The sequence below is a fragment of the Bacillus sp. SRB3LM genome (assembly GCF_015712745.1).
GTDB lineage: Bacteria > Bacillota > Bacilli > Bacillales > Bacillaceae_G > Bacillus_A > Bacillus_A thuringiensis_K.
The window spans coordinates 385,208-400,456 of record NZ_VWVQ01000078.1 but is presented as its reverse complement, the minus strand read 5'-3'; the positions used below and the strand labels follow the sequence as shown (position 1 = coordinate 400,456).

Genomic DNA, 15,249 nt, shown 5'->3' with positions numbered 1-15,249 from the left:
TTTTGTTCTACTTCTCTAAAAATATAAGCATAGACTCCGCAATTTGTTCATAACCAATTTCTTGGTAAATTTTATTCGATGTCGGATTCGCTAGATCAGTATATAACGTAGTTGTCTTGTATCCTTCATCTAACATACGTTGACTAAGTGCCGCTACACAATTAGATGCGTATCCCTTTTCCCTTGCTTCTTTCGGCGTATACACGAAATTAACTGTTATATTATTTTTAGTTGGGCGTGTTTTTGCAGCTACAGAAACAAGTTTTCCGTCTATTTCTAAACCAAATAGACGACGATTAGTAATTAATATATGTGCGGTTTGTTCCGCTTCTTCTTTTGTAGTAGGAAGATTCACTTCTTCGCAAAATTGGTATATCCACTGTTCTATTACTGGTAGCTCATCACTACTTACTTCTTTAAAGACTCCATCTCCGTTCCACTTTTTCTTCACTTGTTTTAATTCATATATACCTTGCTCCATTGCAATAGTAGTTTTCTTATTTTCTAACACGGCAATCTCTTCCGCTAATCTCTGTACAATTTTCTTATTACCAATTAATCCAGGAACATTCGGATATACTTCCGCTAATTTTTTTGCAAGTTCCACGATGGCCTCTTCCACCATTTCAGACGTAGCAACAATAATTTGTTTCTTTTCTTCTGTTTGAAGAAATACAATTGTAATTTCTTCCTCTTGTTTTACTACCCCCATAAATATCGGTTGTTGTACCATTTGTAATACACCTAATATGAGATTATTTTCCTGTTCATTTTTTTCTAAAAATGGTGTAACCGCTTCTTTAAAATTAACAATCTCTTCATATACACGTAATTGAATCATCGACAATCTCTTCTCTCTATTTATAGTTTCATTAAGTATTGGCGATTAATTCATTAAATCCTTCTTTTACGATTCAATAATATTCGAAACTAATATATTTAAATCATTTTCCACTTGTAAAACTCTCTGTTTTTCCTTTTCAAATACCTCTTCTTCTTTCCAAAATGACTCTTTTCGACTTTTAATCATGCGCTCCATTTCTTTTTTACTCGGTCCACCGTACACCTTTCTTTTTTGAATAAATGCTTCTGGCGATATAATTTCTTCCCACTCTTTTTCTAATAATTGTATTTTAAATTTTTCTTGTAAGTATATATTCACATCTTTGAAACATAATTCATGTAGCTCCTTTTTCTGTTCCAATGACATATTCGCAATAACACTTGCTACATGATGAGCATGCCGAAATGGAATGTCATAGTTTTTTGTTAAAACATCTGCGAAATCCGTTATCGTAATTGCATGTTTATAGGAACGACTTTTCAACGTTTCTTCTTCTACTTTCATCGTTCGAATGACTGCATTCAAAATGCAAAATACACGAATAGCCTTTTCAATTCCTTTATATAAATACGGCTGCAAGTCATCTTCCGTATCGACAATATCACCAAATGGTGTATTATGAATCATTTGAAATACTGTAAATGCTTCTCCAAAAGCACTACTCGTAATTGCACGGGCATGTTCAATTGAAACTGGATTTCGTTTTTGTGGCATAATACTACTAATTTGTACATATGGCCTTGCAACAGTAATACCATCATATTCTTTCGTCGCTAATAGTAAGAAATCATGAATCCATCTACTCGTATTCGTCATCATTACCGTAAGTAACGAGCTAACCTCTAATAAATAATCAGCTCCAGCGACAGCATCATATGAGTTCTCAATTACATTAGTAAATCCAAGTAAATCAGCAACTCGCTCTCGTTTAATTGGGAAACTTGTTGTAGAAAGAGCAGCTGCTCCCATTGGCGATTGATTTAAAAGTGTGTACGTTCGTTTTATTCTTTCTAAGTCTCTCTGCATCGTATCATAAATCGCTAACGTATAATGACCAAATGTTGTTGGCTGCGCTGGTTGTGTATGTGTATAAGCTGTCATAATCGTTTCCTTATGATCATCGGCAAGTTGCAGCATACTTTCTTGCAATAACAAATGATGTTCCATTAATTGTAGTACGTATCGCCTTAAACTCATGCGATACATCGTTACACCCATATCATTTCTACTTCTACCAATATGCATATTACTTACAAAATCGCATTTCGCTTCTTGAAAAATTAAATGTTCCACTAAAAAAAAGAGATCTTCATGCTGCTCTGTATAGAGCAATTGATCTTTTGGAATTCCCTCTATCTTTTTTAGTGCGTTTAATATAACTTTAGCTTCTTCCTTTTTCATTAAATTTTCTTCCGTCAGCATTGTAATATGCGCTTTATGCACTTGAAACATGTCTTTCAATAAGTAATTTCGTTGAAACTCAAATACATGTTGTAATACGCAATTCACGTATGTTTTCCCAGGGAAATCAGCGCCTTCGCTCTTTATAAACTCTTCTTTACTTTGTTTCATCACCTTTTCCCCTTTCACCTAAGTATTACTACCCATCATACCCAGAGATAGGAAAAAAGTGCTTGTACACAAAAATAAACTCGGTGCTCTCTGCACCGAGTTTATTTAATAAAAGTCGCATCATACTTATCACTTTGCAACACTTGAAAATGTAAGTTTGCTAAATGTTTCCGTATTTCTGCGCTGTCATCTTCATTTAAATTATTTGCTAAGAACACTATTTCTGTACAGTTCCCGCGTTTATCCATTGCATAAACTGCTTTTGTAACTGTCCATGGCGTATAACCATTTTTTTGCCCAGCATGTCTAAATGTTTTACGGTATTTCTTGGCACTCATGTCTGTTTCAACGATATTTGCCCACACTTTTTCTTCAGCTTCTGTCAAGCCACCTTTATGGTTTGCCTTTTGAAGTAATACCATATAATCATTTGCAGAAGCTGCTGGTAATCTATCTGACCAAATTTTGTCGTAACGTTCCTCTAAATAAAGCGGAATTTCCTTCTGTAATAATGGTCCCTTCTTCTTTAAGCGTTCATGAATAATCATCGCATATTCACGATATTGCTCTTGAGACATTTCTTTTAACTTTTTCTCTATTTTATATTTTGGAACATGTAATTCTTTATGCAAATATCCCGGGATATACAAAGATGAAACGATTGGAAATAGTGGTTGATGTGCAGGAAGTGATAAACTTTGTAAATTCCGATTAATATTATCTAATCCTAACACTTCCATTAAGTACTCAGCATTTGCATTTGAACTAAACTTAACCATTCCTTTTGCTACTTCTTCTAAAGAAACCGCTCCTTCAGTTATCTTTCCTTTCTTTTCCAAGTACCTTTGCCATCTATCTTGCGCACCACCATCTGTATTCGGTACATAATACCGATTCACATCATTAATGGAAACGAAACTAGAAGAATCAATTTTCCCTTCCGTAACTTGTTTCGTATATTCAAGCGCTATAATCAATTTCATCGTACTAGCAACTGGTAATACAACATTTGGATTTACAGAATAAACAACTTTATCATTTCTCTTTACTAGAAGTGCACTATTTTTTTCATCTTTATGTTCTTCAATAAAAGATGCAATATACTGTGCATCATCATTATTTGAACTCCACACTTTTTTCACTAAAAAGTTACCCGATATTAGCAAAACGAAAATACCCACAATCACTGCGCATACTATAGTTTTTTTCAAGTAAAATTCCTCTCCTATTGTGTAACTCTTCTCTCTATCTTTAAAAAACAAAATAATGGAGATGGTTATTCAAATAACCATCTCCATTATTTTAACTTGTATACTCCTATTATGTCTACGTCATGATTTTCACAAAATCCTCAAGGAATTTTTTATAATGTAATGACCAACCAATTCGCACCCAGTTTTTTAAGGCTTTTGCATCAGGTTGAGGACGGAAATCTGCAATACTTTCTCCTTTTGCTATTCCCACTGTATCTACATCTACACGGCGATACACATAATCCAATATTGAAGGATTTGCGGCAACCATCATTGTAACGACGTCATGTACTGGACTTCCTTTTATTTTCGGATTTAATTTTCTATAAGCTTTATAATAATACGTAAAAATCGGTTCAATTAATTTATTAAAACTTGTTTTAGAATGTTTCGTAATATACTTTACCATCTCTGGCGTAATAATAGCTTCAGATGTAACATTGAGCGGCACCAGTGTCACATTCTTGGCATTTTGCATAACTAATTGCGACGCAATCGGATCACTATGAAAATTCGCCTCTGCGACTGGTGTAACATTGCCAGGCATTAAGAAAGCACCGCCCATTATATAATATTCTTTCACATACTTCATCATTGGCTTTTCTAAAATAAATGCTGTCGCAAGTGTCGTTGACCTCCCAGCATCAACTATAATTAATTCTCCTTTATATTTTTCAAGAATGTCAAAAAACTCACAAAAAGGCTTTATATTTGGAGAAAGATTTTTCGGTGGTCGAATTGGTCCTAAACCTTCCGCCCCATGAATTTCTGGATAATACGTTGTAATATCTCCAGATAAAGGAATTTTCGCACCATTAATAACTGGTATATCTTCCCTACCTGCTAACTGTAATAAATATGCCGCATTACTTGTCGCCTTTTCTTGCGTTACATTTCCATATCCTGTAACCACACCAACAATATCAATATCAGGATGCAACAATCCATACATAATTGCTAAAGAGTCATCAATTCCTGGGTCTCCTAAAAATAATACTTTTTTCATCGACCTCAACTCCATCCCCTCAATTGTTATTAATTTATGAATAACAATCGGCATACAGAATAAAAAAGAACAATTTCATACGAAAAAACGCAGTCCTATAAGGACTACGTTCTCCAGCTAACCTATACAGTTTTTTTTACAGCACTCATACTTCCAATAATGTAAGCGATAAACGCAAAACAAATCGGAAAGACAACTGTATGTATACCAAACGGATTTGGATAGAAAAGGTGAATACACATATATGAACCTACTCCAACGAAAATGGAAGCAAGCGCTCCTGTTGCATTTCCTTTCCTCCAATATAACCCTAATACGATTGGCCAAATGAATGCTGCTTCTAATCCACCGAAAGAAAATAAATTTAGCCATATTAAAAAATCTGGTGGTTTAATGGCCGCTGCATAAACGAGTAGTCCTACAATACCAGTAATCCACAAACTTCCTTTTTTTATCGTACTGTCTGCTGCATCTTTATTTATGTAATTTACGTATATATCTTTAATAATTGACGAACTTACAAGTAATAATAACGAGTTTACTGTAGACATAATCGCTGCCATTGGTGCAGCTAAGAAAACTCCAGCTAACCAAGGTGGCAACACTTCCATCGCAAGTAGCGGCATTACTTTATCTGGTACCGTTATACCTGGAAGTACTACTCTTGCAAATACACCTGTTAAATGCATACCGATCATAATTGTACCAACGACAACTGTTCCAATTATTAAAGCTTGGTGCATAGCTTTTGAATTTTTATAAGACATGGCACGCACGCTAATTTGTGGTAAACCTACAACACCAATTCCAATTAAAATCCAAAATGATGTCACATATGACTTCGTTAAACTGCCATCTGCTCCGAATGGTGTAATTAAATTTGGATTGATTTGAACAAGTTCCTGCATAATCTTTTCAATTCCACCACCAGCAATGACAGTAGCAATTAAAATGATTGTCGTTCCAACTAACATAATAATTCCTAATAATGTATCTGATAAAGCGACTGCACGAAATCCACCAATTAATACGTAAACAAGTACAGAAAAAGTAAATAAAAATAGTGCTGTTGTGTACGATAGACCCGTTAGTGACTCGATTAATCGTCCACCACCGACCCACTGGGCTACTGTCGCTGAAAATAAAAAGATAATAATACATAACGCAGAAAGTATAACAACTGCTTTATTATTGTATCTCCCTTTTAAATAATCGATAAGAGTAATGGCTTCCATCTTCCTAGCGATAATTGCAAACTTTTTACCGATAACCGTTAAAACGATATACCCTGTTACAACTTGAATCGCAGATAACAATACCCATCCAAGCCCCATATTGTAAGCAATACCAGGACCACCAATAAAGCTACTTGCACTACCGTACGTAGCAATCATTGTCATCGCTAATAATAAACCGCCTAGCTCACGCCCACCAAGAAAATATTCTTGTAAAAATTTATTATGAGCAGTTGCTTGAACGCGTCTTGAAGCATATACACCAATTAAAAATACAACGATAAACGAAATTATCATTGGAATGATTACATACCAATTCATCTATTATTCCTCACTTTTTTCTTCCTCATCGAGTGAAATATCTTGAAATACAAAACGAACAACTAAACTAAGTAAAATAACCATAACGATAAATCCAACGATACAGCTATAAAAAAACCATGCGGGAAAACCTAATACATATGTATATTCACTCGGATTTTTACTACCAAGCCCATAAGCGAATCCGTACCATATTATAAAATTAATAATAGCAAGTCCAAGACCAATTAACGCTTCTCTATGGGCTATTCGAAAGCGTGGATCATCATGATAATCTTTCATTTTTCCCCCTCCTCTCACGATGTATTATTGTACCATTGTTCTTCTAGTTTTTCCTACTAGAAAGCAAAACAAGCAGGATTTTTTATAATCATATAGAAGATTCTGTTACATTACATATTTTTTACAATTGTAACACAAATGAAATTTGAATTTTCAGTATTTATTAATTATGATTTTAATTAGAGGCTTTCCATCTAGTTTCCACATCCTTGATTTCGGAATAAGCGCCGTCTCGTACTGCGTTTACATTATATTTTCAAGGGGGTTATACAATGAGTCAACTAGCTGTAAATCTTCATGAAAAGGTAGAAAAGTTTCTTCAAGGTACAAAAAAGTTATATGTGAATGGATCTTTCATTGAAAGCGCTTCCGGAAAAACGTTTATAACACCAAACCCAGCAACTGGTGAAACACTTGCTGTCGTTTCTGAAGCTGGTCGCGAAGATATTCATAAAGCTGTAGTCGCAGCTCGCATGGCTTTTGACGAAGGTCCTTGGTCTCGTATGAGCACTGCTGAGCGAAGCCGTCTCATGTACAAGTTAGCTGATTTAATGGAAGAACATAAAGAAGAGCTTGCACAGCTCGAAACGTTAGATAACGGAAAGCCAATCCGTGAAACAATGGCAGCAGATATACCACTTGCAATTGAACATATGCGCTATTATGCTGGCTGGGCTACGAAAATCGTTGGTCAAACAATCCCTGTTTCCGGTAATTACTTTAACTATACACGCCATGAAGCTGTTGGTGTCGTCGGTCAAATTATCCCTTGGAACTTCCCTCTTCTTATGGCGATGTGGAAAATGGGAGCAGCGCTTGCTACAGGATGTACAATCATTTTAAAACCTGCAGAACAAACTCCACTATCAGCTCTATACTTAGCTGAATTAATTGAAGAAGCTGGATTCCCGAAAGGTGTTATTAATATTGTTCCTGGATTCGGTGAATCAGCTGGACAAGCACTTGTTAATCATCCACTCGTTGATAAAATTGCATTTACTGGTTCTACTCCAGTCGGTAAACAAATTATGCGACAAGCATCTGAGTCATTAAAACGCGTTACACTTGAGTTAGGCGGTAAATCACCAAATATCATCTTGCCAGATGCTGATTTATCTCGCGCAATTCCTGGTGCCCTTTCTGGTGTTATGTTTAACCAAGGGCAAGTATGCTCTGCTGGATCACGCTTATTTGTTCCGAAGAAAATGTATGATAATGTCATGGCTGATCTCGTCCTCTATTCTAAAAAACTAAATCAAGGTGTCGGTCTTAACCCTGAAACAACAATTGGTCCTCTCGTTTCCGAAGAACAACAAAAACGTGTAATGGGCTACATTGAAAAAGGGATTGAAGAAGGCGCTGAAGTACTTTGCGGAGGAAGTAATCCATTCGATCAAGGCTACTTCGTTTCTCCTACAGTATTCGCTGACGTAAATGATGAAATGACGATCGCAAAAGAAGAAATTTTCGGTCCAGTTATTTCTGCAATACCGTTTAACGATATTGATGAAGTAATTGAACGTGCAAATAAATCGCAATTTGGTTTAGCTGCTGGTGTGTGGACAGAAAATGTTAAAACTGCACACTATGTTGCAAGTAAAGTACGTGCAGGTACAGTATGGGTAAACTGTTATAACGTCTTTGATGCAGCATCTCCATTTGGAGGATTTAAACAATCTGGCCTCGGCCGTGAAATGGGATCTTACGCATTAAATAACTATACAGAAGTGAAGAGCGTTTGGCTTAACTTAAATTAATGAGAAAGAACCTGACCTACCTGGTCAGGTTCTTTTCATTATGTATTCCTTTAAACTTGCAGTCCTCCGCTCACATTTAATACTTCACCTGTAATATAGGATGCGTATTCTGATGCTAAAAAGGCTGCTGCGTTCGCAATATCTTCTGGCGTTCCAATTCTACCAACTGGAATAGCGCCAACCATCTTTTCTTTCACTTTATCTGGTATCGTTTTTGTCATATCTGTATCCATAAACCCCGGACAAATCGCGTTACAAGTAATACCGAAACTTCCAACTTCTTTCGCTGCCGTTTTCGTTAAACCTACAACTCCTGCCTTTGTAGCCGCATAATTTGCTTGCCCTATGTTTCCTTCTCTACTAATTGAAGATATATTAATAATGCGCCCATACCCTTGTTGTCTCATGTAAAGAAGCGCTGGTTGCATACAATAAAAAACTCCAGTTAAGTTTACTTGTAACACTTCTTCCCAAGCAGACTTCTCCATTTTATGTAACATTGCGTCTCTTGTAATTCCAGCATTATTCACCAAAATATGTAATGTACCAAATTTTTGAACCGCATATTCAATTAACGACTTCGCTTCATTTTGATTACTTACATCACATCGATATGAGCACACTTCATATCCTTCATCTGATAACTCACGTGTCGTTTTTTGTAGATTCTCTTCATTTACATCGCTAATTAATACTTTCGCCCCTAGTTTTGCATAAACCCTTGCAATCTCTTTTCCAATTCCCTGTGCAGCTCCTGTTACAACAGCTGTTTTCCCGTTTAAAAACTCCATCCCTATCCCCCATTTCTATTACTTATACTGTATATTTCGGCTTTTTACTTTCCAATTCCTCTTTGTATAAAAAAGTCTATTTGTGTCAAACTAACTTTGCAACGTCGCATAAAGTGAAACTTTAATCAGTGGGGGTTTTCTTCATCCCCCACTGATTATTAGCCCTCACCAATCGGACTTTTATGGGCAGCCCGACCCCCACCTAACTTCTTTACTTTCGCTGAATTTTGAGGTGAGGTCTTACTGCCCATTAAAGCGGGATAAAGTGCAAGGAGATTGTGTCGAATGAACAAAAAAAATTTCAAACAAAACAAAGCTACTGATGGCATTGATGTTGAGTTCTCTCGCGAACTCGCTGACCACAATGACTTAGAAGCAAACGCACGTGCAAATGCCGCTGATGCACGTCAAAAGCGCCAATCAACCGAAAAATAAGGTACATCACAACCTTATTCTTTTCAAAAGGGACCTACTACCCAACAAAATAAACCGAGAGACATCTCTCGGTTTATTTTTTATATTTTTTTGCATAATGAGCCAAAGTAAGCAACGGATATATATGAGCATAACTATGATAACGAATATAAAACCCACCTGGTAAACCTGTTCCAGTAGGATATTTTTCATTTATATAAGAGTTGGAGAGCAAATATGAAATACCTTTTCGAATAACTGGCGTTTCTTTATCATAGTAAGAAATGAGGGCATCTAACGCCCATGCTGTTTGGGATGGTGTACTAAACGGCAAAGTAACAAATCTTTTTTCCACACTACTTTGGCAAGATTCTCCCCAGCCACCATCTTCATGCTGTATATGTTCAAGCCATAAAGCTGCTCGTTTTAATGATGGATTGCTAGATGGAATTCCGAATGACCGTAAACCTGTCATAACAGCCCACGTACCATATATATAACAAATTCCCCATTTCCCATACCACGATCCATTTTCCTCTTGTACATTCATTAACCAATTTATCGCACTTTGTTTTTGTTTCTCGGGCAATTCATTTTGCGTATACGTCCCAAAAAATTCTAACACTCTTCCTGTAATATCTGGTGTAGAAGGATCTGTAATCATATCACTTGCATTTTCGATTGGTAAATTTGCTAATATACGGCTCGTTACCCCTTTTTCAAAAGCCCCCCAACCACCATCATTATTTTGCAATCCTTTAACCCAATTAACAGCTCGCTTCCAAGCATTGTCTACATTTTCGTTCCCTCTACTTCGCGCCAATGCTCTTAACGCAGCAGTTGTATCATCAATATCTGGAATCGTCGTATTCACATCCGAAAAGCCCCACCCCCCCGGGAAGAGATCCGGTGCATGTACACTCCAATCTACTTTCTTCGTTTGCTGTTTTCTTAGTAAATATGCTGATGCATTGTGAATCACTTTACTTGCTTTCGGAACTTGAGCTTCTTGCAAAGCATAACTGAGTAAAGCTGTATCCCATATAGTTGATGGAGAGTTTTGCAAATGGCTCCCTCTTTCCATCTTCCATATATAAGATGTGATTCCCGTTATAGCCTTCTCAATAATTGGTGATTGAATAGAATGTCCTAATGCAAGTAAAGCATAAATCATATAAAACGAGGCAGTTGCGTAGCTATATAATGTTCCATTTTCATCAATACGCTCTTTCATAAAACGTTCTACTTCCTCATATCCTTTATGATGCAAAGAAAGTGGATACGTTATAATTTTCTTCACGTCACTTAATAATGTTTGAAAAACCGGAGACCGGTCCTCCCGAAACCATTCTCCGCCCCCGCCTGCAATGTGATTTAAATTTGGCAATAACTTTTTCCCTACTCGAAATCTTTTATTTAAACAAAGCATCATCGGAATTAAATGAATACGTGCTGAGCTACTCAGTTCAAAAATACTGAGAGGGGAATCATTCTGCAGAAACATAATTGGTGTTGGCAAATGAAAGAGAGAAGGATATTCATATTCTCCATGAATCGCTAATAAAAACTTCGTCATAAAATGAGCACGCGCTACCCCACCGCGCTCATTTATAAACATTTCCGCTCGCTTCATATTCGCATCTTCTTTTGTATATTTTTCCGATGCAAGTAAGGCAGCATAAGATTGAATTGTAGCAGATAAATTCCCCCCCGCTTCATCTTCATACAATTTCCATGTTCCTTCATTTGTTTGGAGTGATGCTAATCTTTTTACAAACGGTTCTATCTCTTTATCTCTACCTAATAATTTTAATAAGAAAATCATATGACAATCTGTTAGTGGAGCTCCTTCAAAACAAAACCGCCACGTACCATCTTGCCGTTGCATTGTTTGAAGTGCAGTTGTTCTTCTCGCTATTTCTTCATGCACTTTTTCATATAATAACAAGTTACTCACCCACCCTTTCGAAATCCGTATAACGATATTCAAAAAGATAGCTGAATATGTATGAAAACAAAGAAAAGCAGAACATATAAAATGTTCTGCTCATAAACAATATCCTACTCCGACAATAATCCCTAATAAAGCACCGACTACTACTTCATACGGTGTATGCCCAACAAGTTCATTTAACTTCTTATATTCTGTTTCTCTACCGTGAAAAAACTCATTCAATATTTTTGCTTGTTTACTTACTGCAAGCCTTACTCCTGAAGCATCATACATAACTATAATGGCAAAAATAGCAGCAACCGCAAACATCGAGCTTTCCACACCTTCCACAACTCCAACTCCTGTAGCAAGCGCTGTAACTGTTGAAGCATGAGAACTTGGCATCCCACCTGAAGCAAAAAACTTTGCAAAATCAAATTCACCTGTTTTGACTAATTTAAAGACTACTTTCGTTAATTGTGCTAAAAACCATGAAAGTACAGCAGCCATAAGCGGATCGTTATGTAAAATTGTTTCCACGTTCTCAGCTCCCTACTAGCTATAATGGAAATCCTATATAGTATCAGTATAAAGAAAAATGCGTAGAAAATACTACGCATTATGATACTTTTGCTGATTTATTTTTTATAAATTTCGGTTGTTTCTGCACTAAGAACTTTGTCTTCGCTACCGAGAATACAAATAAAGCAACCCATATACAGAAAAATGCAATCATATGTGTAGCTGTGAAATGTTCACCAAATACAAATACACCTAAAATTAAGCTAATTGTTGGCGCAATATATTGTAAAAATCCGACCATATAAAGTGGAATAAGTTGCGCTCCTTTCGCAAAATAAAATAGTGGTAATGCTGTTACAATGCCTGCTCCTATTAAAAGTAACGTTGATAACATGGAAATAGATCCAAATGAGCCGAAACCATGTGCGCCTGTCATAACAAGGTAAATGATTGCAAACGGCGTCACTAACATCGTTTCCATCGTAAGCCCGATTGTCGCATCATAGTTTAACAATTTTTTCGTTAATCCGTATAATCCAAATGAAAAGGCAAGTGAAAGAGAAACCCACGGAATAGATCCGAAACGTACTGTTAAAATGACAACTCCTACTCCAGCTAAACCAACTGCAACATATTGCCAAAAGTTTAACTTTTCCTTTAAAACGACTGTACCAAGTAAAATACTAATAAGCGGATTAATATAATAGCCAAGACTCGCTTCAATAACATGATTATGATTAACAGCCCATATGTAAACAAACCAATTTCCGCTAATCAAGACTGAAGCTATTGTTAATGACATTAATAATTTAGGTCGTTTAAAAAGATTCACAAATTCCCCAATAAACTGGCGAAATCTCTTCGTAACACCTAATACGAGTAACATAAAAACAAACGCCCAAACGATGCGGTGTGCTAATATTTCATCTGCAGGAACTTCTTCAACCCATTTCCAATAAATCGGCAGAATACCCCACATCGTATAAGCACCAGCCGCATATAGTATCCCTTTTTTTTGCTCTGCTGATTGACTCCCCATCTTCCTTTTTCTCCTCTTCTCATTTTTTCTCCATTATACGTTCTCATATGCTCACTTTACCAATAATCAATCTGCATTTCTTTCGACATTTCTCATACAACGAATAATAAACATACCGTTATTGCAACAAGTAACGGTATGCCGAAAACAAATTTCTTTTTATGAGTTTTATGATGAAACATATACATACCAATCCAAGCTCCAACTGCTCCCCCAGCTGCCGCTGATAAAAACAACGTACTTTCTGGCGTTCTCCACTGTTTCTTCTTTGCTTTTCGTTTATCAAGCCCCATAAGGCTAAAAGCTATAACATTAATAATAATAAAATAAATCCATTTCATCGCTTTCTCTCCTTATGAAAAATTCGATTAATAGTAACACGAAAAAACGACGGAAACAACTGAAGAACGCTTTTTATCAAACTAGTTTAATTCATTACTTGCATATTTATATAACCAATTAAAATCGCAGTTATAGCAATTAAACAAAAAGATGTTATGAGCAGAAGCTTATATTTCATTCCCTTCACCCACTACCATATCATCGAAAAAACTTCTCTCAATCTCTTTTTCATCAAAATAAAGAACTACGATTAACCCTACGTATAAAGAAACGAAATTTAGAAACCATTCGCCATTATCATCTTTGTTAGCTAAACATTTAAATATCTCTTGAAATTGCATACGCTCGTCTGCAGCAACAATGGGACGTACACCAAAATATTTCAATACGAGATTCAGCTTCAGTTGCACGGATAATGATAAAATATATTTTAATAGCTTCGTATACTCTGCACTATCTTTTTGACTATACAACTTCACAAGCTTTGGATGTAAATTCGAAATCGATAATTCCTCGTCAGTCACTCTAGTTACTTCTATCGTTTCAATCATCTTTTTCATATCCATCACATTCACCCCTTCTGAAAAAATTCTAAAGCCAAAGAGTACTTAATTCAAAATGTATAATAATTGTGCGTTTCTCGTCTCTCGTTCTTCCTCACTGACTAAATCATACTTTTTTAGGAGGTGAAAAACATCATTTAATAATTTCTGTGAATGAGTACCTTGCAAAAAATTCTTTAACTCTTTAAAAATCCCTTCAGGTAAAAAATTCTTTTGACTTTCAAGCTTATTCATCACATCTTCAATAGAATGATCAATGTTACATGCCATACTAAACTTCCCCCTCTATCCTCTATAAATAATATCCTCAGCTAACGATGTAAACACTTCTCCAACAAGAGAATCTTCATCATATACAGATGAACCATTATTTTCTTCACGTTTCGCAAAAGGTATTTTGGCAATTACTTCTGTTTGCAATTGTTCTGCAAGCATTTCGCCGCCGCCTTTTCCGAAGAGATAATTTTTCGATCCATCTTGTTCTTCATAATAAGCCATATTTTCCACAATACCTAAAATCTCATGCTTCGTATGTTTTGCCATTACACCGACTCTTGAAGCAACGAATGAAGCTACATTGTGCGGAGTTGTAACAATTATTTCTTTCGCTTGCGGAACCATTGCCGCAACATCAATGGCAACATCTCCTGTACCTGGTGGTAAATCAAGTAATAAATAATCTAATTCTCCCCAGTGCGTATTCGCAAGGAAATTTTGAATCCATTTATTTAGCATCGGTCCGCGCCACATCACTGGGTTATTTCCTTCTGTAAAGAATCCCATCGACATGATTTTAACACCGTGACTAATGACTGGAATTGCCGTTTGATCAATCATCGTTGGTTTCTTATTCGTTTCCATCATAGCTGGAATACTAAAACCATATATATCTGCATCTAATATCCCCACTTTTTTGCCCATACGAGCTAGTGCAGTTGCAAGATTAATTGTCACCGTTGATTTTCCAACTCCGCCTTTTCCGCTCGTTACAGTAATAAAACGTACTCCTGAATCCGGGCGAAGCATACTCGGCATACCAGTTTCTGTTCTAGTATTTTTCTTTAACTTCTCTGTTAAAGATGCACGTTCTTCTTGTGTCATAGAGCCAAATATTACCTCCACTTTAGAGACACCAATTGCGTAAAGTGATTCTTCAATATCTTGTTGAATTTTTGCTTTTAACGGACAACCTTGGATTGTTAGTACTACTTCAAGTTTAACCTCTGTTCCGTTCATTTGTATATTTCTAACCATATTTAATTCTACAACACTTTTGTGTAACTCTGGATCCTCTACATGTTTTAATGCATTCATTATTTGTTCTTGAGTAAGCATAGAACTCATCCCTTCTCTTATTCTAATTTATATACCACAT

At 36.1% G+C, this 15,249-nt stretch carries 16 protein-coding genes; 2 read left to right on the top strand and 14 right to left on the bottom strand.

Annotated features, from left to right (window positions below; translation table 11 throughout):
• Positions 1–7: 7 nt before the first annotated feature.
• The 6 genes from F3I02_RS25635 to F3I02_RS25610 all read right to left on the bottom strand — a co-directional run bounded on the left by F3I02_RS25635 (position 8) and on the right by F3I02_RS25610 (position 6,513).
• A complete protein-coding gene (locus F3I02_RS25635; protein ID WP_000615484.1) occupies positions 8–841 on the bottom strand; it encodes a GNAT family N-acetyltransferase in 834 nt (277 codons plus the stop codon).
• A gap of 66 nt (positions 842–907) precedes the next feature.
• Complete coding sequence (gene argH, locus F3I02_RS25630) at positions 908–2,434, bottom strand: argininosuccinate lyase (RefSeq protein WP_003302262.1); 1,527 nt, start codon at positions 2,432–2,434, stop codon at positions 908–910.
• Positions 2,435–2,517: 83 nt separating this feature from the next.
• Positions 2,518–3,627: a serine hydrolase gene (locus tag F3I02_RS25625; RefSeq protein WP_000751356.1), complete on the bottom strand. Its 1,110-nt coding sequence runs from the start codon at positions 3,625–3,627 to the stop codon at positions 2,518–2,520.
• 115 nt (positions 3,628–3,742) lie between these two features.
• Positions 3,743–4,729 (bottom strand): nucleoside hydrolase, encoded by a 987-nt coding sequence (locus F3I02_RS25620; protein ID WP_003302260.1) that lies wholly within the window; start codon positions 4,727–4,729, stop codon positions 3,743–3,745.
• Between the two features lie 68 nt (positions 4,730–4,797).
• The gene (panF, locus tag F3I02_RS25615) at positions 4,798–6,231 is read right to left on the bottom strand and encodes a sodium/pantothenate symporter (protein ID WP_001104823.1); all 1,434 of its coding nucleotides are present in this window, start codon (positions 6,229–6,231) and stop codon (positions 4,798–4,800) included.
• Positions 6,232–6,234: 3 nt separating this feature from the next.
• Positions 6,235–6,513, bottom strand: a complete 279-nt coding sequence (locus F3I02_RS25610; RefSeq protein WP_000656244.1) for a YhdT family protein — start codon at positions 6,511–6,513, stop codon at positions 6,235–6,237.
• Between the two features lie 272 nt (positions 6,514–6,785).
• On the opposite strand from F3I02_RS25610, the gene dhaS reads away from it, so the two are divergent.
• Positions 6,786–8,270: an aldehyde dehydrogenase DhaS gene (gene dhaS, locus F3I02_RS25605; RefSeq protein WP_000080269.1), complete on the top strand. Its 1,485-nt coding sequence runs from the start codon at positions 6,786–6,788 to the stop codon at positions 8,268–8,270.
• 50 nt (positions 8,271–8,320) lie between these two features.
• On the opposite strand, the gene fabG is transcribed toward dhaS, so the two are convergent.
• A complete protein-coding gene (fabG, locus tag F3I02_RS25600) occupies positions 8,321–9,061 on the bottom strand; it encodes a 3-oxoacyl-ACP reductase FabG (protein WP_196478542.1) in 741 nt (246 codons plus the stop codon).
• A 285-nt stretch (positions 9,062–9,346) separates the two neighbouring features.
• Here fabG and F3I02_RS25595 point away from each other — a divergent pair, with 285 nt between their 5' ends.
• Positions 9,347–9,496 (top strand): YfhD family protein, encoded by a 150-nt coding sequence (locus F3I02_RS25595; RefSeq protein ID WP_001035808.1) that lies wholly within the window; start codon positions 9,347–9,349, stop codon positions 9,494–9,496.
• A gap of 73 nt (positions 9,497–9,569) precedes the next feature.
• Here the strand turns inward: F3I02_RS25595 and F3I02_RS25590 are convergent, their stop codons facing one another.
• The 7 genes from F3I02_RS25590 to F3I02_RS25560 all read right to left on the bottom strand — a co-directional run bounded on the left by F3I02_RS25590 (position 9,570) and on the right by F3I02_RS25560 (position 15,209).
• Complete coding sequence (locus F3I02_RS25590) at positions 9,570–11,423, bottom strand: terpene cyclase/mutase family protein (protein ID WP_000928148.1); 1,854 nt, start codon at positions 11,421–11,423, stop codon at positions 9,570–9,572.
• A 99-nt stretch (positions 11,424–11,522) separates the two neighbouring features.
• Positions 11,523–11,948, bottom strand: a complete 426-nt coding sequence (locus F3I02_RS25585) for a divergent PAP2 family protein (RefSeq protein ID WP_000447824.1) — start codon at positions 11,946–11,948, stop codon at positions 11,523–11,525.
• A gap of 79 nt (positions 11,949–12,027) precedes the next feature.
• A complete protein-coding gene (rarD, locus tag F3I02_RS25580; RefSeq protein ID WP_000535540.1) occupies positions 12,028–12,969 on the bottom strand; it encodes an EamA family transporter RarD in 942 nt (313 codons plus the stop codon).
• Between the two features lie 92 nt (positions 12,970–13,061).
• Complete coding sequence (locus F3I02_RS25575) at positions 13,062–13,310, bottom strand: DUF1294 domain-containing protein (RefSeq protein ID WP_000871325.1); 249 nt, start codon at positions 13,308–13,310, stop codon at positions 13,062–13,064.
• A gap of 168 nt (positions 13,311–13,478) precedes the next feature.
• Positions 13,479–13,877: a nucleoside triphosphate pyrophosphohydrolase family protein gene (locus F3I02_RS25570; RefSeq protein WP_000367298.1), complete on the bottom strand. Its 399-nt coding sequence runs from the start codon at positions 13,875–13,877 to the stop codon at positions 13,479–13,481.
• A gap of 42 nt (positions 13,878–13,919) precedes the next feature.
• Positions 13,920–14,144: a hypothetical protein gene (locus tag F3I02_RS25565; protein WP_000752373.1), complete on the bottom strand. Its 225-nt coding sequence runs from the start codon at positions 14,142–14,144 to the stop codon at positions 13,920–13,922.
• A 15-nt stretch (positions 14,145–14,159) separates the two neighbouring features.
• On the bottom strand, positions 14,160–15,209 hold the full coding sequence (locus F3I02_RS25560; protein ID WP_000957516.1) for a P-loop NTPase: 1,050 nt from the start codon (positions 15,207–15,209) through the stop codon (positions 14,160–14,162).
• Positions 15,210–15,249: the final 40 nt, after the last annotated feature.

Bases quoted from the DNA above. Each gene is read 5' to 3' on its own strand.
- F3I02_RS25570 (WP_000367298.1), bottom strand. From the start codon at position 13,877: ATGGATATGAAAAAGATGATTGAAACGATAGAAGTAACTAGAGTGACT.
- F3I02_RS25565 (WP_000752373.1), bottom strand. From the start codon at position 14,144: ATGGCATGTAACATTGATCATTCTATTGAAGATGTGATGAATAAGCTT.
- rarD (WP_000535540.1), bottom strand. From the start codon at position 12,969: ATGGGGAGTCAATCAGCAGAGCAAAAAAAAGGGATACTATATGCGGCT.
- F3I02_RS25635 (WP_000615484.1), bottom strand. From the start codon at position 841: ATGATTCAATTACGTGTATATGAAGAGATTGTTAATTTTAAAGAAGCG.
- F3I02_RS25620 (WP_003302260.1), bottom strand. From the start codon at position 4,729: ATGCCGATTGTTATTCATAAATTAATAACAATTGAGGGGATGGAGTTG.
- F3I02_RS25560 (WP_000957516.1), bottom strand. From the start codon at position 15,209: ATGCTTACTCAAGAACAAATAATGAATGCATTAAAACATGTAGAGGAT.
- dhaS (WP_000080269.1), top strand. From the start codon at position 6,786: ATGAGTCAACTAGCTGTAAATCTTCATGAAAAGGTAGAAAAGTTTCTT.
- F3I02_RS25575 (WP_000871325.1), bottom strand. From the start codon at position 13,310: ATGAAATGGATTTATTTTATTATTATTAATGTTATAGCTTTTAGCCTT.
- panF (WP_001104823.1), bottom strand. From the start codon at position 6,231: ATGAATTGGTATGTAATCATTCCAATGATAATTTCGTTTATCGTTGTA.
- F3I02_RS25610 (WP_000656244.1), bottom strand. From the start codon at position 6,513: ATGAAAGATTATCATGATGATCCACGCTTTCGAATAGCCCATAGAGAA.
- F3I02_RS25595 (WP_001035808.1), top strand. From the start codon at position 9,347: ATGAACAAAAAAAATTTCAAACAAAACAAAGCTACTGATGGCATTGAT.
- fabG (WP_196478542.1), bottom strand. From the start codon at position 9,061: ATGGAGTTTTTAAACGGGAAAACAGCTGTTGTAACAGGAGCTGCACAG.